23 protein-coding genes are annotated in these 20,606 nt (G+C 46.1%); 3 read left to right on the forward strand and 20 right to left on the reverse strand.

The genetic code is table 11. From position 1 onward, the window contains the following. Positions 1–4 precede the first annotated feature (4 nt). The 4 genes from Ami103574_RS12685 to mraZ form a co-directional block, all read right to left on the reverse strand. Entirely contained in the window at positions 5–2,014 is a 2,010-nt protein-coding gene (locus Ami103574_RS12685; protein WP_163067340.1) for a penicillin-binding transpeptidase domain-containing protein, read from the reverse strand. A 144-nt stretch (positions 2,015–2,158) separates the two neighbouring features. Continuing rightward, positions 2,159–2,593 carry a hypothetical protein gene (locus tag Ami103574_RS12690; RefSeq protein ID WP_163067341.1) on the reverse strand — a complete coding sequence of 145 codons (435 nt, stop codon included), beginning with the start codon at positions 2,591–2,593 and terminating at the stop codon, positions 2,159–2,161. 6 nt (positions 2,594–2,599) lie between these two features. Further along, positions 2,600–3,538: a 16S rRNA (cytosine(1402)-N(4))-methyltransferase RsmH gene (gene rsmH / locus Ami103574_RS12695; RefSeq protein WP_163067342.1), complete on the reverse strand. Its 939-nt coding sequence runs from the start codon at positions 3,536–3,538 to the stop codon at positions 2,600–2,602. Between the two features lie 16 nt (positions 3,539–3,554). Beyond that, complete coding sequence (gene mraZ / locus Ami103574_RS12700) at positions 3,555–3,980, reverse strand: division/cell wall cluster transcriptional repressor MraZ (protein ID WP_246213147.1); 426 nt, start codon at positions 3,978–3,980, stop codon at positions 3,555–3,557. Positions 3,981–4,411: 431 nt separating this feature from the next. Between mraZ and Ami103574_RS12705 the strand changes: the two genes are divergently transcribed. Continuing rightward, positions 4,412–5,641, forward strand: coding sequence for a hypothetical protein (locus tag Ami103574_RS12705; RefSeq protein ID WP_163067344.1), 1,230 nt, complete (start codon positions 4,412–4,414; stop codon positions 5,639–5,641). A 364-nt stretch (positions 5,642–6,005) separates the two neighbouring features. Here Ami103574_RS12705 and Ami103574_RS12710 read toward each other — a convergent pair whose 3' ends face one another. The 14 genes from Ami103574_RS12710 to Ami103574_RS12775 form a co-directional block, all read right to left on the reverse strand. Next, a complete protein-coding gene (locus Ami103574_RS12710; protein ID WP_163067345.1) occupies positions 6,006–6,479 on the reverse strand; it encodes a DUF523 domain-containing protein in 474 nt (157 codons plus the stop codon). Between the two features lie 43 nt (positions 6,480–6,522). Continuing rightward, on the reverse strand, positions 6,523–7,575 hold the full coding sequence (locus Ami103574_RS12715; RefSeq protein ID WP_163067346.1) for an ABC transporter substrate-binding protein: 1,053 nt from the start codon (positions 7,573–7,575) through the stop codon (positions 6,523–6,525). Between the two features lie 16 nt (positions 7,576–7,591). Beyond that, positions 7,592–8,365 (reverse strand): ABC transporter permease, encoded by a 774-nt coding sequence (locus Ami103574_RS12720; protein WP_163067347.1) that lies wholly within the window; start codon positions 8,363–8,365, stop codon positions 7,592–7,594. 33 nt (positions 8,366–8,398) lie between these two features. Beyond that, complete coding sequence (locus Ami103574_RS12725) at positions 8,399–9,166, reverse strand: ABC transporter permease (protein ID WP_163067348.1); 768 nt, start codon at positions 9,164–9,166, stop codon at positions 8,399–8,401. Beyond that, positions 9,163–9,936, reverse strand: a complete 774-nt coding sequence (locus Ami103574_RS12730; protein ID WP_163067349.1) for an ABC transporter ATP-binding protein — start codon at positions 9,934–9,936, stop codon at positions 9,163–9,165. The genes Ami103574_RS12725 and Ami103574_RS12730 overlap by 4 nt, the downstream gene beginning before the upstream one ends. Before the next feature lie 177 nt (positions 9,937–10,113). Then, on the reverse strand, positions 10,114–11,049 hold the full coding sequence (gene cysK / locus Ami103574_RS12735) for a cysteine synthase A (RefSeq protein ID WP_163067350.1): 936 nt from the start codon (positions 11,047–11,049) through the stop codon (positions 10,114–10,116). Positions 11,050–11,377: 328 nt separating this feature from the next. Then, the gene (locus tag Ami103574_RS12740; protein ID WP_163067351.1) at positions 11,378–12,148 is read right to left on the reverse strand and encodes a tRNA threonylcarbamoyladenosine dehydratase; all 771 of its coding nucleotides are present in this window, start codon (positions 12,146–12,148) and stop codon (positions 11,378–11,380) included. A gap of 82 nt (positions 12,149–12,230) precedes the next feature. Continuing rightward, positions 12,231–12,902: a deoxyribose-phosphate aldolase gene (deoC, locus tag Ami103574_RS12745; protein WP_163067352.1), complete on the reverse strand. Its 672-nt coding sequence runs from the start codon at positions 12,900–12,902 to the stop codon at positions 12,231–12,233. A gap of 245 nt (positions 12,903–13,147) precedes the next feature. Further along, positions 13,148–13,357: a hypothetical protein gene (locus tag Ami103574_RS12750; RefSeq protein ID WP_163067353.1), complete on the reverse strand. Its 210-nt coding sequence runs from the start codon at positions 13,355–13,357 to the stop codon at positions 13,148–13,150. A gap of 566 nt (positions 13,358–13,923) precedes the next feature. Then, the gene (ychF, locus tag Ami103574_RS12755) at positions 13,924–15,018 is read right to left on the reverse strand and encodes a redox-regulated ATPase YchF (RefSeq protein WP_163067354.1); all 1,095 of its coding nucleotides are present in this window, start codon (positions 15,016–15,018) and stop codon (positions 13,924–13,926) included. A 16-nt stretch (positions 15,019–15,034) separates the two neighbouring features. Continuing rightward, positions 15,035–15,832, reverse strand: coding sequence for a prolipoprotein diacylglyceryl transferase (gene lgt, locus Ami103574_RS12760; protein ID WP_163067355.1), 798 nt, complete (start codon positions 15,830–15,832; stop codon positions 15,035–15,037). Between the two features lie 162 nt (positions 15,833–15,994). After that, the gene (locus Ami103574_RS12765; protein ID WP_163067356.1) at positions 15,995–16,516 is read right to left on the reverse strand and encodes a hypothetical protein; all 522 of its coding nucleotides are present in this window, start codon (positions 16,514–16,516) and stop codon (positions 15,995–15,997) included. A gap of 243 nt (positions 16,517–16,759) precedes the next feature. Then, on the reverse strand, positions 16,760–17,002 hold the full coding sequence (locus tag Ami103574_RS12770; RefSeq protein ID WP_162362799.1) for an AbrB/MazE/SpoVT family DNA-binding domain-containing protein: 243 nt from the start codon (positions 17,000–17,002) through the stop codon (positions 16,760–16,762). 102 nt (positions 17,003–17,104) lie between these two features. Further along, positions 17,105–17,440 (reverse strand): hypothetical protein, encoded by a 336-nt coding sequence (locus Ami103574_RS12775; RefSeq protein WP_163067357.1) that lies wholly within the window; start codon positions 17,438–17,440, stop codon positions 17,105–17,107. A 231-nt stretch (positions 17,441–17,671) separates the two neighbouring features. Here Ami103574_RS12775 and Ami103574_RS12780 point away from each other — a divergent pair, with 231 nt between their 5' ends. Together Ami103574_RS12780 and Ami103574_RS12785 are read left to right on the forward strand one after the other, a co-directional pair. Beyond that, positions 17,672–18,250, forward strand: a complete 579-nt coding sequence (locus tag Ami103574_RS12780) for a nucleoside recognition domain-containing protein (protein WP_163067358.1) — start codon at positions 17,672–17,674, stop codon at positions 18,248–18,250. A 73-nt stretch (positions 18,251–18,323) separates the two neighbouring features. After that, positions 18,324–18,851 carry a spore maturation protein gene (locus tag Ami103574_RS12785; protein ID WP_163067359.1) on the forward strand — a complete coding sequence of 176 codons (528 nt, stop codon included), beginning with the start codon at positions 18,324–18,326 and terminating at the stop codon, positions 18,849–18,851. Between the two features lie 56 nt (positions 18,852–18,907). Here the strand turns inward: Ami103574_RS12785 and Ami103574_RS12790 are convergent, their stop codons facing one another. Together Ami103574_RS12790 and Ami103574_RS12795 are read right to left on the reverse strand one after the other, a co-directional pair. After that, positions 18,908–19,672, reverse strand: coding sequence for a tRNA1(Val) (adenine(37)-N6)-methyltransferase (locus tag Ami103574_RS12790; RefSeq protein ID WP_163067360.1), 765 nt, complete (start codon positions 19,670–19,672; stop codon positions 18,908–18,910). Between the two features lie 7 nt (positions 19,673–19,679). Further along, positions 19,680–20,603, reverse strand: a complete 924-nt coding sequence (locus Ami103574_RS12795; RefSeq protein ID WP_163067361.1) for a PSP1 domain-containing protein — start codon at positions 20,601–20,603, stop codon at positions 19,680–19,682. Between the last annotated feature and the right edge of the window lie 3 nt (positions 20,604–20,606).

Below are 20,606 nucleotides of genomic sequence, written 5' to 3' on the forward strand. Positions count from 1 at the left end.
ATAATCACTCCCTATACAAATATACTGCTCCACCTGCGCTTATTTTCTCGCCGGCCTTTGGATACTGATCCACTACGGCCACCTCGCCCAGGCTTTCTCCTTCACCTAATGCCGGTGAAATGGTATACGTCAGGGATACGCCGCCCAAAACACCGATGGCTTCTTCAAAGCTCATACCGGTTACAGTTGGCACGACAGTTTTTCCGCTGTTCATCTGAGCCTCTTCCTCCTGTGTGTAGGAAGGCTGTATATTTAAATATCTGAGAGTATCTTCTAAAATCAGCTTCACGCCTGGCGCCGCTGTCTGGCTTCCGAATTTTACCCCTTGCGGATTATCCACGATAAGGAGAATCGCTACCTGAGGGTCATTCATCGGAGCCATGCCGATGAAGGAGGAGTAGGTCTCCTCGCTGTAGGCCCCGTTTTTCGGCTTGTTGGCGGTACCTGTCTTTCCGCCGACCCGATATCCTGGAACCTTTGCTGTTCCGCCTCCGCCTTCAGAAACAACGCTTTCCATAATCAAGCGCATTTCTTCTGCCGTCTTTTTGGAGACTACCTGACGAACCACTTTGGTATCAAACTTTTCTACGACATTACCGTCACTATCGGTAAGCTGCTTCACCAGCCGAGGTTGCATGAGCTTTCCATCGTTACCAAAGCTGGAAACCGCAGTGATGAGTTCGATTGGGGTAACAGCCACACCTTGGCCATAGCCCATGGTGGCCAACCCTACAGGACCTGCTGTGTCTTTGTTCTGGAGGATGGCGGAGCCTTCCCCTGGGTAGTCGATGCCGGTCTTATCTTTAATGCCAAAGAGTTCCAGATATTGATAAAACTTTTCAATTCCCAACCTGGAGGCCAGTTCAGCAAAGACCGGGTTACAGGAGTTACCTACGGCCTGCACCAACGTTTCCACTCCATGAGGTTGATAATAACGCCAGCATTTCAGCAGCGTCCCGGCAATGGTATAGGTACCGTGGCAGACAAATTGTTCTGTCAGCGTAGTCAGCTGCTCTTCCAAGGCCATGGAAGTGGTAACCAGCTTGAAGGTAGATCCGGGTTCATAGGTATCGCTGACCATGGGATTCCGCCACATAGCGTTCCAATAGTTCAACTTTTCACTGTCCGGAAGGGTTTCTACATAGGTGGCCTGTTCCGGATTCGTCGGTACTCTTGGATCGTTCGGGTCATAGTCCGGCGTCATGGCCATAGCCAAAATATCGCCGGTCTTCGGGTCCATCATGATACACATAACCCGATCCGCTTGGGTTTTCTGCTGGACGATATCCAGAGATTTTTCTACATAATGCTGGATGACTTCGTCGATGGTCAACACCAGGTTCAGTCCGTCTTCCGCTTTATAATATTTTTCCATGCCGTAAGCCAGCCCATTGCCGTTTACGTCGGTGTTTTTTATCCATCTGCCAGGAACGCCGCTGAGGTACTGGTTGTATCTCAACTCTAAACCTGCCAGCCCGTTATTATCATCAGTAACACTGCCCAGCACCTGAGAGGCAAAGGACCCCAACGGATAATATCGTTTTACGTCCTCGGCGATTTCAATGCCTGGCAAGCCCTCCTGGCGAACAGCGTCTGCGATGTCTTTTTCCACGTATTTAGCCACTTTGACCAGGGCCTTGTTCTGGCTGATAATTTTCTTGACATCTTCGCTGGTCATATTCAGCTGTTTTGCCAAAAAGTCCGCCGTCTTATCGATGTTCTCTTCCTCGCTCAGCTTCTTACTGCCAAAACGAACCTTATCAGGCCTGGCCCATACAGAGAAAGTCACCGCACTGACGGCCAGTTCCTTTCCGTTCCGGTCGTAAATAGCACCTCGCTTTGCCGGAATGGGCACATCTCTGGTCTGAGACTCCACCGCTTTTTTAGAAAGCTCTGCTCCGTCTACAATCTGCACCCAGCCCACCCGAAAAGACAGGCCTGCCGTCACCAGGCAGATCATCAAAAAACCGGCTATTATTCTCTTTTTTACACTGTTTGGTGTGGGATTGTTCATCTATTTCTTCCTAATTTCCTCTTCCATAAAAATCAAACCGGACTAAAAAATTGCTGTTAATTTAATTGTCCGGTTCCATTCCATATGCAGTTAAAAGACTTCAATTTAGTATATTTCTATTAAAAACTATTATTCCATTTAAAGCTAATTATATGCTTCCTCTTTCAGCAATAAAGCAAAATCCTTAACTGGTTTTTCCTCTGCCGAAATGTAAACAAAATCGTTGGGATCCGGGTATACCATGCCTAGTTCGGTAGTTGCCTTGTACTCGATAGCCTGTATGTTATTTGCCTTATTCAGCTGCACGGTCAAATTTTCAATTTCACCGATTATCACTTGATTTTCTTTGATGATATTGTTGATATCATACTTTACGCTGGCCGCATAGGCCGTCATGATGATGGCCGATACACAAAGGCCCCCCACCACCACTGTGAGAAACAGGATAGCGATTCGATCTTTGGGCGTCACGCTGGACTTTTTTTTCACCTTAACCTTTTGAGGCTTTTTTGGCTTCATATCAAAGCCATATTTCTTGTAATTGTCCTGGTACTCGTACCATTTCTCAGCAGGCATCATCCGTCTTCACCTCTTCTTCTCAATAATTCTAAGTTTGGCACTTCGTGCCCTAGGGTTTTCTTCTAGCTCTTCTTTTCCAGAAACAATTGGTTTCCCTGTCACTTTTACCATGTCTGTCACTTTTCCGCAGGTGCACAGCGGAAATTCCTTGGGACAAGTACAAGGGTTCAACCGTCGATTAAAGTATTCCTTGACGATACGGTCTTCCAAAGAATGAAAAGTAATGATGCAAAGTCGGCCGCCTGGTCTGAGGGCATCGCAAAACGCTTCCACCGCCCGCTCTAGGTGACCCAATTCATCATTTACTTCAATTCGTATGGCCTGAAAGGTCCTCTTGGCCGGATGGGGCCCCTCTCGTCTGGCCGAAGCAGGAATAGCTGCCTTAATCACGTCTACCAACTTTGCCGTAGTTCTTATTGCTTCTTGGTTTCTGGCCTTTACGATGAATTCGCTTATACGGGATGCCCACCGTTCTTCGCCGTAGGTCTTGATGACCTCTGTCAGCGCGTCCTTGGAATAGGTGTTGACCACCTCTTCCGCTGTCAAAGCATCCTCTGCATTCATCCGCATGTCCAGAGGAGCTTCCTGCATGTAGGAAAATCCCCGTTCAAAATTGTCCAGCTGGAAGGAAGAAACGCCTAAATCCAGCAATGCCCCGTCAATACCGGGTAGTTCAAGCTTGTCCAATATTTCAGCAATATTGGAGTAGTTATCCTGTACAAATTCTTTCCGACAGGGAAAAGGCTCCAGCCGACCAGCCGCCGCATTCAGCGCATCCTGATCTCGGTCAATGCCGATAAGTAGGCCCTCTGGCCCCAACAGGCTGCATATGCCAGAAGCATGTCCGCCTCCGCCCAAGGTGCCGTCTGCATAAATGCCTTCTGGCTTCACTTGAAGCCCCTTCATACATTCGTCGTACAGAACAGACACGTGTTTAAACTCCATGTTCCATCCCCTTTCATCAAATGCCGTATTCGGCCATTTGGGCTGCAATGTTGTTAGGGCTCAGTTCTGCTTCTTCTTCAGCCTCAGACCATTCCTTCCTGCTCCAAATTTCTATTTTATCCAATAGTCCCACCGTTACTAAATCTTTTTCAATGTTTGCATATTCCCGCAGTTCCTGAGGTATCCCCAGGCGGCCCTGCTTGTCGATGTCGCCCTCCACCGCATTGGCGTAAAAATGGCGCACAAAAGCCCTGGCGTTGGCGTCGGCGGTAGGCAATTTGGCTAATTTCTCCATAAACTTTTCCCACTGAACCATAGGGTAGATGTACAGACACTTGTCCATCCCCCTAGTAACTACGCAGCGGTAGCCTAATTCTTCCCGGTACTTAGCCGGAACAATCATCCGCCCTTTAGCATCTATTGAGTTTTGGTATTTTCCCATCAACATCTGCTCACCTGTACCCTGTATGCCAGAGAATCTTCTTCACTCGATTTTATATTGTCCTATTCTTCTCTTATCGTCTATTATCAAATTTTACTTTCTTCCACTATACTCCACAACGCTCCACTTGGCAACAAAATAAGCAAAAAATTGGTCTTCTTCATCCACTCATTAACAAATTCTTAAATATTCCTCGATAATTTTTTTATTCTTTTACAATATCTTGTAGCTATCTTTTGATTTGCCCTCAATATCTTGTCTCAACATCTTTTTTCATCTCTAGCAGCAATAGGGGCTGCCCCCATGTAACTTTTCCTAAACCACCCTCATATATTGAAACATGGCAGTCTGTATAGGGGCAGTGTAAAAAGTACATAGCAAAATGATTTTTCATTTTGCTATAAAATCAAAATATAGTGAGGTAAATAATTATGAAGAACCATTCTTGTCCTCCAGGATGCACAAATGGTCTTTCCCAAATCTGTGGAACTTCTCTCGATCTTGACGATCTGAATTTCGCAGAATCCAAGAACCATCTGTTATATGTAAATAAAGTGTATTCAAAGGGCGAAGGGGTCGCAAGTCCCTTAGTATTCAATCTAAATACGTCACCAGCTACATTCCAGACCCAGTTGTTACTGTCCCCGCTGAGATCACAGGAAACCGATAATCTCTGCGAAGAAGTATTAGGGGCGGAGTGCAACTGCCGTCGCGATCGAAATCGCGACAGCATCTTTGATTCCAATGGGAATTGGGGTTGTGACAGAGATCCAAATCGGCGAGAAGGTATTAACTGTAACTGCAACTGTAATTGCGGCAACGTGCTGGGGGCTGCCACCTGCCAGCTGGATGAAAACGCCGTATTTACAATCTTAAGAAGCCGCGTTCGAGTAACATCTTTCAATCTGGAGCATCCGGGATGCCTGAGTCCGAATCAGGTAACCGTAGACGGCTTCCCAGTAGACAGCTTGTTCAACTTCGACGGTTCCTATGAGGCTTCCGTTGATTCTATCCTGCCGGATATCATTAAAAAGCCTTGTGCAGAGAATAATCTGCCGACCAAGGCATTTTTCCTAATCTCTTGTGCAGGTCCGTGGATATTCCAGGCCGAGTTTATCGTAGAGGGTACAGTTAATACTAACGGTACTATCTGCTGCTTCCGGGCGACCTTCAGTACGTTCTGCCCAACTCCAATCTGTGCTAATATTCCGGTAGTCAACTTGTCCGTACCAAAGATTAGTATCCCTTGCGCATCCGGCGGCATGACCCCTCGGATCGTATTCAACTTTGGTGCCAACATGAACCTGTTGAATCCAATACTTCGCTTGATACCTGACAGTGACAATGACGCTCTGCGGCTAGTGCTGGATACTGCCGTGGCCGTAGAACCGACAGTAGATGTGCAGGTCCTGAAACAGGCTCTGCTGTGCATTAATGCCTGTGAAGCTATTTTCCCATGTGAAGGCACCGACAGCGAGCTGGAAAGCGAAGAAGAGGAAGAGGAAGAGCTGGAACAGGAATGCCAGTGTGGTAATGGAAACCAAACTGCTGGGGCCTCTAACCGCCCAAGCAATTGCAGCTGCCGAAGCAGAAACTCAAGCAGGAACCCATCCGTGCTGGGCGCGAACACGTCTTGCTCCAGCTGCTTTAGAGGTTTTTAGCTGAAGATGACAGGGCAAACGTCCTCTGGACAGAATGCCCCGTAAAACAGAGCGCCGGTGTATCCTGGCTTATGGCCAGGGGCTGAGGCCCTGACAGACTCCCACCAAGGGACTGTTTCAGGGTGAGGGCCGACGGGCGCCGGCGCATCTATTTCTTTTTCACGGCTGGGTTGGGAAGCCCTGCCTGCGCGGGCCGCTAAGGCTCTGAATTCCATAGCAAATTTGCCGGACCAGACCAGGGAGACTGCCAAATTTCCCAACAAACAGTTCGTAAAAAGGAGTGTCATTCACAGGGCTTTCTAAAAGCCTTGTAAATGGCACTCCTTTTTCTTATCTCTTTACCTATATCAGTTTAGGCCCTGAATCATTCACCATCCTTCTCTTCTAGGTCCTTTAACAGGGCCTCTGCCTGATCCAACTCCTCTTCATTAAACACGGTAAATCCTGCTCTTTGCAGGTATTCCACCGCCAGGCCCACGCCTTCCTTCTTGGTGTCAGTAAAAGTCCCGTCATAAATGAAGCGGTTGCCGCAGGAAGGACTATCTGCCTTCATCAAAGCAAAGCCAACCTGGGCTTCCTTTGCCAGCCGCAGGGACTCTTCTGCCCCTAGGGTGTATTCCCTCGTTACGTCCAAACCGGTGCAAGACAACACCTTTTCTCCCACTCGCTGAGAATCCGGACGAGGGATAGGCAGTCCGCCAAATACCTCCGGACAGACAGGGACAAAACGCCCCTCCTCTTTCCACTTCAGGAATCGTTCGTCTAAACACGGAACATCCCCATCATCATATCGCACATGCTCCCCATACAGGCAGCTGCTCACCAATATTTTTACCATGCTTTTCTCTCCTTTTCTACTGACTGCGGTTTGCTCCCCAGCCCTATTTCTCCTGGGTAGCCAGTTCCCAAATTTCAGTAGTGTACAGCTTAGAAAGGTCTGGCTTATTTTTCACTACACCAAACTGATACGCAATATCAGCGGTCTGCTGTAATTTTTCTTCATCCATATAGCCGATATCTGACAGATTTAAATCTTCTGGCTTGACCAACTTGCTGATTTCCTGTGCCTGTTTCAGTTGGTGCTCCCGGGTCGTACTGGTGGTATCTACATATTTCATTACGATATCTGTGGCTTCTTCTGGATGCTCCACCGCATATTGCCAGCCTTTCAGCGTAGCTCGCAGGAATCTTACGGCAGATTCCTTGTTCTCCTTCAACCAATCCTGGTTAGCAAATAAGCAATCTTCCAGCATGGCGACTCCTTCGTCGTTCATATCAATAACATTTAAGTCGTCTTCACTGATGCCGGACTCCAAAATGCTCATATATTCATTGTAGGACATAGCAGTAGCCACATCAATCTGCCCTTGATAAAGTTGATCCATGGTATAGCCTTGTTTCGTCAATTCCACACCCTGGTCCGAATCAATACCATATTTATTCAGCAAGGCTAATATCTCGTATTCCCAGCCGCCGAACCACACACCGATTTTTTTACCAGCTAAATCTTCTGGACTTTCAATGCCCTTTTCCTTTTCCGACACTAAGTACAAGCCGCTTTTCTGCGCAATCTGAGCAATTTCCACCAAAGGGAAGCCCTGATCTTGATGGGGCAGCAGGCTTCCGCCTACCCAGCCGATACCGATGTCCGCCGCTCCGTTTGCTACCTGCTGCTCCGGCACGATATCCGGCCCTCCCGGCAGGATCTCAATATCAATGCCCTCCTCCGCATAATAGCCTTTTTCCTGAGCCACGTAATAGCCCATCCACTGAGTTTGCGGCAGCCATTTCAACTGCAAACGCACAGTGGCATTTCCTGAATCCGCCTGATTGCCCTCCTTATTATCTTCTGCTCCGGCTCCGCAGCCGGCTAGCAGCGTGGTGGTCAAGGCCAACACCAATCCTATTCCGATGATTCGTTTAATTCCTTTCATAATATCTCTCCTATCTTTAGTTTATTTGTTGAGAAGCGTGCCACTTCAACTTATATCTTTCAACGAGGCTGACAGCACTGTACAAGCCAATGCCAATCAATGCTGCAAAGCAGATGCCTGCCCAGCCTTCCGACATTCTGGCTACCTTTACCGAATTGGAAATCATGTAGCCCAAACCCTTGGATGAATAGAAAAACTCTCCGATGATGGCTCCGATCATCCCTGCTGTCACATTGATTTTCATAGCAGTCACCATATGAGTGACGCTGTTTGGCAGCCGCAGCTTATAAAAAATCACCCACCTGGAAGCGCCATAAGATTGCATCAGATCTTCGGCAAAAGGCTTTAATTCATTAAGGCCTCTATAGGCGTTAAAGGCCATGGCCGCCATGGTGGTAATAGCTACTACAGCGATTTTACCGGACAGTCCATCCCCGAACCACAGGTTCATAATAGGTGCTAAAGCGATAATAGGCACCGCATTTAACGCCGATAAGACAAAGAGCCCGCCATACCCCCACTTGGGAAATACCGTGGCTAAAACAGCTACGATAAATCCCAAGAGCGAACCGACTAAAATGCCGAAAACCGCTTCCGTCAGCGTCACCCAGCTATAAGCCAGCAGCACCGGCAGTTTATCCACGATGGTGGCTCCAATGCTGGATGGCAGCGGCAGCTGATACAATTCCACCCCCAATAAAAGATGAAAAATTCCCAGCTGCCAAAAAAGAAAGAACATTACTCCTGCTGCGATTGGCATCAGCCGATCCGTACCATTCCCTTTATTCATCGCTTATCCCTCCTTTCTGCAAAGATACCATTCTTACAGCGCTGCTTTAGTCCAGCGGGCGAAAGCTCGCTCTATGCTGACAATAAAGATATAACTAAAAATGCCTAAGCAAGCACTGTCCAAAACGGTGGCCCAAAAGTTTGCTGCCTGAGCAGAACCGTAATAAAGGCTCCTTAAAATTAAAATGCCTACACCACTGTTTGCCCCCATGATCTCCACCAAAATAGCCGAAGTAATAGACAGCGGTGCCGCTATCTTTAAACCCGTGAATAACCCGGGCACAGCCGACGGCAGTAACAGCTTGCTATATAGCTGAATCTTGCTGGCCGAATAACTGTACATCAGCTCCCGCTTTTCTTTTTCCGCACTTTTCAGCCCACTTAGCATATTTACAGAAACCGGGAAAAAAGTAATATATGCCGCGATGATAACGCGAGCCAAATCCCCGTCCCGTACCATGCCGAACACCATAGGGGCTAGCCCCAGCACTGGGAGCATCTGGGCCAGAATCAGATAGGGGAAGATTGTTTTTTCTGCCCACCTGGATCCGCTCATAGTGATGGCTGTCAGTACCCCGACCAATGCCCCCAGCAAAAACCCTTTTCCTGCACTGACTAAGGTGGATATGCTCTGAGGCCAGAGCACCTGTCGTTCCTGAAACATAGCCAATAAGACATGGTGCAGATATGGAAGCTTTATCCACGAGCTGCCAAGACCCGAAGCAGAATCAGCTGCCCAGGCAGCCCCTTCCCACAAGAGGCCTAAGAAGACAAAGATTAAAAGAATGCGCAGCTTTTTCATGTGAGCCCCTCCTGAAAACTGTTCCGGATGCTGGACACCAACTGGAAGAATTCAGCCTTATTTCGCAACTCTCGGCTTCTGGGCCGTGGAAAAGGAACCGGAATAATATCAGCTAGCTTGCCCGGATGGGGAGTCAGCACACACACCCGGTCGGATAAAAAAGCTGCTTCTGGAATACTATGGGTCACGAAGACCACGGTCTTTTTAGTCTGACTCCAAATTTGCAAAATGTCTTCATTCATCTTTTCTCTGGAAAACTCATCCAGGGCAGAAAAAGGTTCATCCATCAATAAGATTTCTGGATCGGCGGCCAGTGCCCGAGCAATGGAAACACGCTGCTGCATGCCGCCACTCAGTTCTCTGGGGTAACAGTTTTGAAACTCCTCTAGGCCGACTAGGGCCAGCAGCTCCTGACTCCTGCGCTCCCGCTCCCCCTTGTCCACCTTCATCATTTCCAGAGGCAGCGCAACGTTATCCTTAATCTTTCGCCAATCGTACAGGACTGGGTTTTGAAAAACCATGCCATACCTCTTTTCCTTCCGAATCTGGCTTGGTGTTTTGCCGCCAATGGATACTTGACCAGAAGTCGCTTGCAGCAAGTCGCCAATGACTCGCAGGAGGGTAGTCTTCCCACAGCCGGAGGGGCCTAACAGGGAGATGAATTCTCCCTGTTGAATCTCCAAATTGATATTCTGCAAGGCAGTAACGTTCTCTCCGGAGGCTTCATATATCATAGATACATTTTCAATCTTTATTTCAGGGACACTCATGTGCTCTTCCTCCTTTCATATTTTTCATATCGTTTTAATATGAATTAACTTTAAAAAAATAGGGCAATTTAATCTGGGGTTTTACGATTCCGCCAATACCTTTCACAGTATTAGCGGAATCTCATAAAAGCCACAGTTAAAATGCCACTAAACGGGAACTACAAGTTTCCTCTACAATCAGTTTCCAAACAGTGGGGTAGACAAATAGCGATCCCCGGAGTCTGGCAGCAAGGCAACAATGGTCTTGCCTTTGTTTTCTGGCCTAGCTGCTACAATTTTAGCTGCCTTTAAGACTGCACCTGAGGAGATACCCACCAAGATGCCTTCGCTGACAGCAAATTCTCTGCCTTCCGCAAAGGAGTCATCATTTTCAATAGGCAGAACTTCATCATAGATATCCGTATTTAATACTACTGGCACAAATCCGGCTCCGATGCCCTGAATCTTGTGGGGCCCTGGGGCGCCCCCTGACAGTACCGGACTGGCTGCTGGCTCTACAGCGATAATCTGTACATCCGAATTTTTCTCTCTCAAGTATTGGCCTACACCAGTGATTGTACCGCCCGTACCGACACCTGCGATAAAGATATCAACCTTGCCGTCAGTCTGCTGCCAGATTTCTGGTCCCGTAGTGGCTTTGTGGACTTCTGGATTAGCTGGGTTTACAAACTGTCCTAGAACAACAGCACCCGGAATGCTGCTTTTCAGTTCTTCTGCCTTTTCAATAGCGCCTTTCATGCCTTTGGCTCCATCTGTAAGCACCAACTCAGCACCATAAGCTTTCAGCAGATTTCTCCGCTCTACGCTCATGGTCTCCGGCAAGGTCAAGATGGACTTGTATCCCTTGGCTGCGGCAATAGCCGCTAAACCAATACCGGTATTTCCCGAAGTGGGCTCAATAATCGTCGCTCCCGGCGCTAAAATCCCTTTCTTTTCTGCATCTTCAATCATGGCCAAAGCAATTCGATCTTTAACGGATCCAGCCGGATTCAAGTATTCCAATTTTGCCAGAATGGTAACGTCTTTTACCCCGCCCCGCTGGCTGTATCGGTTTAATTTCAGCAATGGCGTTCCCCCGATAAGTTCTACTGCGCTTTCTTTAATCTTTGACATAGTATTTACCTCCCTATTCTATATGGCCCCTATGACTTCCGCTATCATCGCTCCGCCGTTGGGTGCTAATTTAATTTTATATTCCTACTTATCCGATAGGTTTTATATGTAATTAAATTATAGTATGGGTACTTTCATCTGTCAATATAAATTTTCAGTAAATTTGCGCAGGCATTTCCCTTTTTTCAGAAAGAACTCCTGCCTGTCTTCCATTATAACAAGAACTAAAAGAAATCAGTAATGCAAAAAATCTTCATCTAGCCATAGGCATCACCTATAACCAAATGAAGATTTCTCTATAGTATACGGCTGGTCTCTCGACCGTCCTCTATTCTGTTATATCCCCTATGCCAGATAACTCCCGAATAACTTCCCCAGCTATGAGCAGGCCCGCTACCGAGGGCACAAAGGACGTACTGCCAGGAATGCTTCTTCGCTGAGTGCAGGTATGTTGTGAGCCTGGGGGGCAGATGCAGTTGTTTTTACAACTGGCATGCTGATCCTCCAGCGGCAGCTTTGGCTTTTCGGTAGAATAAACTACCCTTACCCCTTTGATGCCGCGCTTTTTCAGTTCTTGGCGCATAACCTTAGCCAAAGGGCACATGGAAGTCTTGTGAATATCTTCTACCTTTAACCGGGAAGGATCCAACTTATTTCCAGCACCCATGCAGCTGATTACCGGTACCCCCGCCTCTTTTGCCTTGACAATGATATCAATTTTAGCGGATACTGTATCCACTGCATCTACCACATAGGAATAGGCAGAAAAGTCGAACTGATCCGCCGTCTCGGGCAAATAAAAACATTTGTGTACCTGAACCTGAGCATCTGGGTTAATATCTAATATTCGTTCTTTCATCACATCTACTTTATACTGGCCTACGGTCTTTCTCGTGGCGATAATCTGACGGTTTAAATTGGTCAGACATACTGTATCATCATCCACCAAGTCAAAGGCCCCCACTCCGCTCCTAACCAGAGCTTCTACCGTATAACCTCCTACACCGCCAATGCCGAAAACCAACACTCTGGCCTTCTTTAGTTTGTCCATAGCTTCCTGCCCCAGCAGTAGTTGCGTTCTTGAAAATTGATCCAACATATTCTTTATTCCTTTTCTTACAATTTCTATAGTTTTACTAGGCTTTAATTATAGAAAGAAAGCGGCCGCTGGCCGCCAATTTCTACTTCTGTCGATAGGCCTCCATAATCGCCACCGAAGCGCTGGCTCCAATCCGATCTGCTCCAGATTCAATCATCTTTAAAGTTGTCTCTAGATCACGGATTCCTCCGGAAGCCTTCACCTGCGCCTGATTGCCCACAGTTTGACGCATGAGGGCTACATGATGGGCCGTAGCACCGCCAGTAGAAAACCCTGTAGACGTTTTTACAAAAGCGGCGCCTGCTTCCACAGACAGCTCACACGCTTTAATAATCTCTTCATCTGTCAGCAGGCAAGTCTCTAGAATTACCTTAACAATCGCATTATTTTCCTCCGCCAAGGTCACGACGGAGAGGATGTCCTCTTTTACGTCCTCATAACGTCCCTCTTTTAAAGCGCCTACGTTCAGGACCATATCAACTTCATCTGCTCCCAAACCACAAGCCCAATCCGTTTCAAAAGCCTTGGCCTCTGTAGCCCCTGCCCCCAGTGGAAAGCCTACCACTACAGCCACCTTTACGTCAGATCCCTCCAGCAGCTTAGATGCCAGTTCGACATAGCAGCCATTTACGCAGACAGAATAAAAATTATATTCTAGTGCCTCTGCACAAAGCTTGCGGATATCTTCTTCTGTAGCCTCCGGCTTCAACAGTGTATGATCAAAATATTTATTTAACTCTTTTACCAGTTCCATATTCTCCTCCTTTGGTGCCCTAGCTGCACCGCCCCCTGCCGACTTCTTCAAACTCATTCCATTATACATTAAGTTGCCGAATGTTGTAAAGCCCAAGAAAGAAGGGCGCCTTGCTCACTGGCAAAAGAAAAGCACTCTGTTTCCAAAGTGCTTAAAATTTTTTATAAAGTTACGCTTCCGTCTTCAGATTTTGCTAGCGAATTAGGCTGCAACCATTCTTTACTGTAAAAATTGAACAATCCCTATCAATAAAAAACAATTGGTTTCCTCCCTGAAAACTCAACTTGCACAAATCCTTCTCGGTGCACTTCTTTGACAACTTCTTCGGTTTCTCTTCCTTGTAAATTTTCCATGCCGTCGTTGTAACTATACAGTTTTGACGTACAACTTATTAAATTCCCAAAAACATCTCTTTCTTCAACTACAAGCCTTTTTATTGTTCTTCCTTTATACATGTTCCTTTTCTCCCTCTTTGTTTTATCATATTCCTAATTATTCCATATTTCAACAGATATGCTTCGACATAATTCAGCAAAATGTGTCACATCGAGATATTTGCCCACTTTCCAACACAGAGAACTCTTTCTTACAGGTATAAATTGGCTGACCTCTAAACTTAGAATGGCTAGTAAAAAATAATTTCAAATTTCTTGGTTATCCTAATTTTGAAGGGAGGTGATAAAATGAATGTGAAAACTCGCTCCAGCAAAGATGGAGATATTTATAATCCTGCCTCAGCAGATGTTCATCCCGTTGGCACTCGGGAAGAATTGGGAAACGACAGTTCCGACTCCGATTACTAATAATTCTCTGTCGCCAATTTGATCGAATTGCGTCTTCACGAATAGGTGTCAGGTAAATTTTTGAAACTTTTCTTGGTGCAATCCTGGTGCAATCCGGATGCGCACCGACATGATTCAGGGAGTTTTTAGGCCGTTGAAAGAACCTTAAAAGGGAATAAAAAAATAAACAGACCCCGGAAAATCAACATTTTCATTGATTTTCCGGGGTCTTAAAATTCCTACACGTTAAACAGGAAATGTATTACATCTCCATCCTTTACTTCATATTCCTTACCTTCCGAGCGAATCAGCCCTTTTTCCTTAGCCGTAGCTAAATTACCACCACAGTCCAGGAGTTTGTCATAAGCGATGGTCTCTGCCCGGATAAATCCTCGTTCAAAATCCGTGTGAATCTTGCCCGCTGCCCCAGGAGCCTTGGTTCCCCGCTTAATCGTCCAGGCCCGCACCTCTGGCTCTCCCGCTGTCAGGAAAGAGATCAGGTCCAGCAGGTGATAGGAAGATTTAATCAGCTTATCCAAGCCAGATTCCTGTATACCCAGCTCCTCTAGGAACATCTCTTTTTCCTCTTCTTCCAACTCAGAGATTTCAGCCTCTACCTTAGCGCAGATGACCACCACCTCAGAGCCTTCCGTAGCAGCAAAGGCGCGAACCTGCTGCACATATTCATTCTCACTGCCTTCTGCCAGCTCTTCCTCCGACACATTGGCCCCATAGATGATAGGCTTGTAGGAAAGCAGCTCCAAGGATTTCACGAACTTTTCTTCTTCCTCTGTCAGCTCCATGGTTCGAGCCGATAGGCCCTCTTCTAACACCGATAGAACTTTCTGCAAAATGTCCAGCTCCCCCTGAAGCGATTTATCTCCCTTCAGATTTTTCTGCGTTCGTTGTAGCCGCCGTTCCACTACCTCCATATCGGAGAGAATCAGTTCCATGTTAATGGTTTCAATATCCGATAATGGATTAATCTTTCCATCTACGTGAACCACGTTGGGGTCCTCAAAACAACGCACCACATGAATGATAGCCGCAACTTCCCGGATATGGCCCAAGAACTTATTGCCCAGACCTTCTCCCTTCGAGGCACCCTTTACCAATCCCGCAATATCGTAAAACTCAATGCTGGTGTGGACGGTTCGTTTAGCTTTATACATGTCCGTCAGCACTTGCAGCCGCTGATCTGGTACTGCGACTACGCCTACGTTGGGTTCAATGGTACAAAAAGGATAATTCGCCGCTTCTGCGCCGGCTTTAGTAATGGCGTTAAACAGCGTGCTCTTCCCTACGTTTGGTAATCCAACTATTCCTAATTTCATGTTTTTCTCCTTAATATTATTGTTTAAACTTTCCGGTGTATTTACTGTAGCTTCCGTAGAAAATCTTGCCTGCTCGCTTGGAACGCCTGCTGAGAATAATATAGACCACCAGACAGAGGACGAACACCAGCGCACTAAAGACCATCGCCTGTTTGATGATGCCGAAGAGCATCAGGCTGTCCGTTCTCAAATATTCCACAAAAAACCGCTCCAGAGAATAGAGAATGCCATACATCAAGAGCACTTGTCCAGCAAACTTGCGGTTGCTGTCTACATAGCTTAAAAGGAAAAAGAGCAGCAAGCACCACAGGGATTCATATAAAAAGGTCGGGTGCACTCGCTGTCCGTCCACCAATATCCCCCAGGGTAAATTGGTAGGTCCGCCGTGGGCCTCTGAGTTGAAGTAATTGCCCCAGCGTCCAATGGCTTGAGCCAAGGCTACAGGAGGCATAGCTAAATCTAGTAAATCCAGCAGCTTATAGTTCCATATCTTACTAAGTATCGCAGCTGCCAGCAGACCGAAAATCAGTCCACCGTGAATGGCTAGACCCCCTCCCCGGATATTGATAATCTTGTAAAAATCGCCTCCGTAATATGTCCAGTTAAAAAGCACATAATACAGTCTCGCTCCTAGAATACCTACAGGTACACAAATCAAGATGAAATCCAAAGAGCGCTCCGCTTCAATTCCGTGGCGAGGCGCCCGCTTGTACACCAAGAGTGTCGCTAAGATGATGCCTATGGCAATCAAAATACCATACCACCTGATATCTATATTAAAAAGCGTAAATGCAACGGGATTTGGAACCGGCATATTATGTCCTCCTTATCTTATGATTGGACCGTGTCAAAACTTAGTGGCAATAAAGAGGTTTTTCTAAAGAAAACCTCTTCTTTCGTATATCATCTAATTATATACAAAAAAGTGCAGCGTCCGCCACACCTTTTTACATAAATCTCTATAAAATTTATTTTACTATGGAATATACCGTTCCAACATCAGTTCGATTTGATCTCCCATAATGTACATATCATACAATTTGTGATTAGCATAACCTGAATTTTTCTGGCTATACTCTGCTACATCCTCCTGATATGCCTTGACGAATTGCTCTGCTGTCATCACCTGAGGCAGACTGGAGCCTCCTGACAAAAAAGTGCACCGAGCTTCCGCAGGCAGTCCATAGGACACGCTGTAATTTTTATCTTCAATGAAAAATCCGTTGGGCTGATCCGGGTCCTCTACATATTCTTTGGCCGCAACCTGTACCGTTGTAGAACCATCTGCCCCTTCTGAAAGACTAATACTGCCAAAGACATGCTCTGCTCCATCTCGCAGCAACTGATTAACATAATCACCTTCCAGATAATCTGCGGTGATCTCAGGTTCATCGATGGTAGAACCGCTCTGGTTCTTGTCGCCGCAGCCGGAGAGCAGCATGGCCGCAGTGAGCACAACAATCCATCCAACACACATCATGGCTTTCATCGTCTTCATTTTGATCCCCTTCTTTTTCACAATATCCATATTAAAGTATGCATTTCTCTTTACTTTATTATGATAATATCACACCAAATCATACTTTTGTTAGAAAAAATATATTTGTAACACAACTGTAAGATTTTGCTTTTCCCTTCTCTTATTCCATGACAAATTTGCGGTAAATAAAAAGACCACCTTTCTTCCAGCGCTTTTTTGCTGGAATACCGGAGGTCTTTTTATTTCACCTTTGGTTAAAAATTACAGTTCTTTAATTTTCTTAATGCAATCCTCGCAGATATTCTTATCCTTGATATGCTTCACATTCTTTGCGTTACCACAAAAAACACAAGCTGGTTCGTACTTCTTCAGCAAAATGTACTCCCCTTCTACAAAGATTTCGATGGGATCTTTAATCTCTATGTTGAGCGTTCTTCTTAACTCAATAGGTAATACGATACGCCCCAGTTCATCCACTTTTCTAACAATGCCCGTAGCTTTCATTCTTACTCCTCCTCTCTATGCAAAGCTCTTCTCTTTACACTTCTTTTTGTACTTCCTAATTTTAACATTCAAGTTATACAATGTCAACGTCCGAATTTATAATTATTCGCTCGAATCGCTTTTCTTTGTACAAATATTTTTCAGAGACATGACGGCGTTTACGATGGAAGACAAAGCCGCTATGGTGCTCTGGTTTCCTTTCATGACGTCTGCCATCTGACTGACCGATTGAGCCACCTCACCCACCGCTTCATCCAGCTCCTGGGCTCGCTCAGAAGCTATGGCCGTTATTACCTGCGTGTCCTCTAAAATCTTATTGGTATGCTTAATAGTTACCGTCAGGTGCCTGATAAAACCAATGCAGTACATCAACAGCACGATGAGGCCTGTCCCTATTAAAATCAACCCTAAGTCTTTCAAGGTTAAGGCTATCTCCAATACATTCACCTCCCTCTCGGTATGTATATTATCTACCCAAATTTGTAAAAATTCAACATTTATTTTAAACTCCAGAATAATATTATAACTGGTGGAATAAAAAAGCCGCTATGAGACGTGCTTGGTTCACATGATTTCTCATTTAAATCGTAGCTTTTTATAAAATCTATGAAATATCAAACATTCAGCGATATTTCCTCCATAAAATAATAACAGGGGTGATTTACATTGATGAACTATATTTGGGCAGGAATGGTCTGCATCGGCATTTTCTTTTCCTTAATTAACAATACGCTTCCCGCTTTTACAGACGGTCTTTTAGACAGCTGTACCCGCGCGGTGGAGTTTGTCATCGGTCTGTCTGGTATTATGGCCGTCTGGTGCGGTATCATGAAAATAGCCGAAAAATCTGGGCTCATCGATGCGGCAGCCCGTCTCGTCATGCCCTTTATCCGCTACCTCTTTCCCAAGGAGCACAATGCCGAGACCATTGCCATCATGCTCATGAGCTTCATGGCCAATATTTTTGGTGCTGGAAACAGCGCCACGGTATTCTCTCTAAAGGCCATGGAACGACTAGATGCCGAAAATCATTACAGTGATACAGCCAGTGATACCATGTGCATGTTTCTAGCCTTGAATATGTCTATGATCCAGCTGGTGCCTATTACCGTTATCAAGATTCGATCACAGCTGGGCTCCTCTGACCCTTCATCCATCATCATTCCTTCTATCCTGGTAGGATTTCTATCCATGGCAGCCTCCATCCTAGTATGCAAGTTTTTTGAGCGGCGACAGTCTAAACCATAGGGTTGCCCCCCAAACAGGCCTAGAACGGCTGTAAGAGCCTCAGTCAACCATTCAGAAGAGAGGAAGAATCCATATGTCACAGTTTTTGAGCACCCTATCCTATTTTTTTATTCCGGGAATCCTGACCCTGGTTATCGTCTACGGACTGTATAAACGGGTGTCCATCTATGACTGCTTCGTAGATGGCGCGAAGGATGGACTGCGGTCAGCAGTGGACATCATGCCTTTTATTATTGCCATATTTGTCGGAATTGAAGCCTTAGTTTCCTCTGGAGCCATGAAATTTTTTGAGGGCCTTCTTTCGCCTCTTTTCAACTTTTTTCACATTCCAAAAGAATTGATTTCCCTTATTTTGCTGCGTCCTGTTTCCGGCAGCGGCTCTCTGGTGCTTATGGAGCGGATTATGGCAGATAACGGTGCCGATAGCTTTGCGGGAACCTGCGCAGCCATCATGGTCGGCACCTGTGAAACCATCTTTTATGTTTTAGCCCTGTATTTTGGGGTTACTGCCGTAAAGAAGATGCGGCACTCCTTTGCCGCTGGTCTGGTCGGGTATATTGTCAGCGTACTAGCTTCCGTATATATCTGTAAATTTATATAAGCGATATTCTTATGTTATGAAAAAGCAGGAGCTTGACTTCTGTCCTGCCCCTGCCTCTATCTCTCATATATATTTATCAATTCTTCCGTATAACGGCTGCCATCTTCCTCATAAACGTATAAAGGTTCCAGCAGCTTCAACTCCCGATTTCCTCCCTTTACACAGCGTATTAACAGGATATTGGGCTTTGTATTTTTATTAGGTGATACAAACCGCAGCTCCTTGGGTTCGACCTTATATCTACGGCAAGCTTCACAAATGTCCACCAGCCGGCTGGGCCGATGAACCATAAAGAGTTGTCCTTTATCCCTCAATAAAGAGGCTGCCGTCCTGATGAAATCCTCCAGCCCAGCAGTCGTCTCGTGTCTAGCTGTGGTTTTGGCCGAATTACCATTGGTCAGCCCCGCCCCTCCGATCATATAAGGTGGGTTGGTGGTAACCAAGTCAAACGTTCCTTTCCAATGAGATAGATTGGTTTCTACGTGTAAAACATCTTCCCGGACTACGACAATCCGCTCTTTCAGTCCATTCAGTTCTACATTTCGGCAAGCCCTTTCAAAGGAAGGCTGCTGAACTTCCACGGCATAAATCTGATTTAAAGAGGTCTTGTGGCTGAGAATCAACGGAATGATGCCAGTGCCGGTACCCAAGTCTACGGCTTTCATCACGGCACTGCCGCCTCTGGCAGCCTTGGCCGCAAAATCCGCCAGAAGAACAGCGTCCACTCCGTAGCAGAACTCCTCCGGCTTCTGAATGAGCTTTAGCTGCCCGAATCCAGTGCCATCTACCCGCTCACCCGGCAGGAGAAAATTATCCCACATACCGTCATTACTCCTTCAACAAGTTCTTGATTTCATCCAGCAGATCATCGTCCAGATCCTCCAGAATATCCTTGTTGCTCTCTTTCTTTCGGTGGTGATCCATACGCTTGATTTCCTGCTTTTTATAGGTATAGAAATCTACGCTGAGCTTCTCCGGCTTATCTGCCGTCTTTTCTTCTAAAATCAGCCGAACTTTAACCTTATTTTCCAAAATATTGGAGTCAAACACGACGCCAATTCCATCTGCTGTCTTAATTCGTTCTCCCACCTCTGGCATACCCTTGCGCAATTCCATATAAATGTCATTTTCATACTTTAAACAGCACATAAGTCTGCCACAGATGCCCGATATTTTTGTAGGGTTCAGGGACAGGTTTTGCACCTTGGCCATCTTGATGGATACGGGCTCAAATTCTGGCAGCCAAGTATGACAGCAAAGGCCTCTGCCGCAGCTGCCGATGCCGCCTACCATCTTCGCCTCGTCTCGGACACCTATCTGCCGCAGCTCAATCCGCATTTTAAACACGCCGGCTAAGTCTTTAACCAACTCCCGGAAATCCACCCGGCCGTCCGCTGTAAAGTAGAAAATAATCTTACTGTTGTCAAAGGTGTATTCCACATCGATGAGCTTCATATCCAGCTTATGCTTATTTACTTTTTCCTGACAAAGGGTGATGGCCCGCTCTTTTTTCTTGAGGTTTTCCAAATGCTGCGCCCGATCTTTCTCGGTGGCAATCCTCATAATTTTTTTTAAGGGTGCCACAATCTCACTTTCAGACACATCCTTTATATCAGAAGTAACCGTTCCGTACTCCATGCCACGAGCAGTTTCCACGATTACATTGCTGTCCTGCTTAATGTCTAAATCACCGGGATCAAAGTAATATACCTTTCCCGCTTTTTTAAACCGCACGCCCGCTACTTTTACCATTAT

It is taken from the genome of Aminipila butyrica (genome assembly GCF_010669305.1).
Lineage (GTDB): Bacteria > Bacillota > Clostridia > Peptostreptococcales > Anaerovoracaceae > Aminipila > Aminipila butyrica.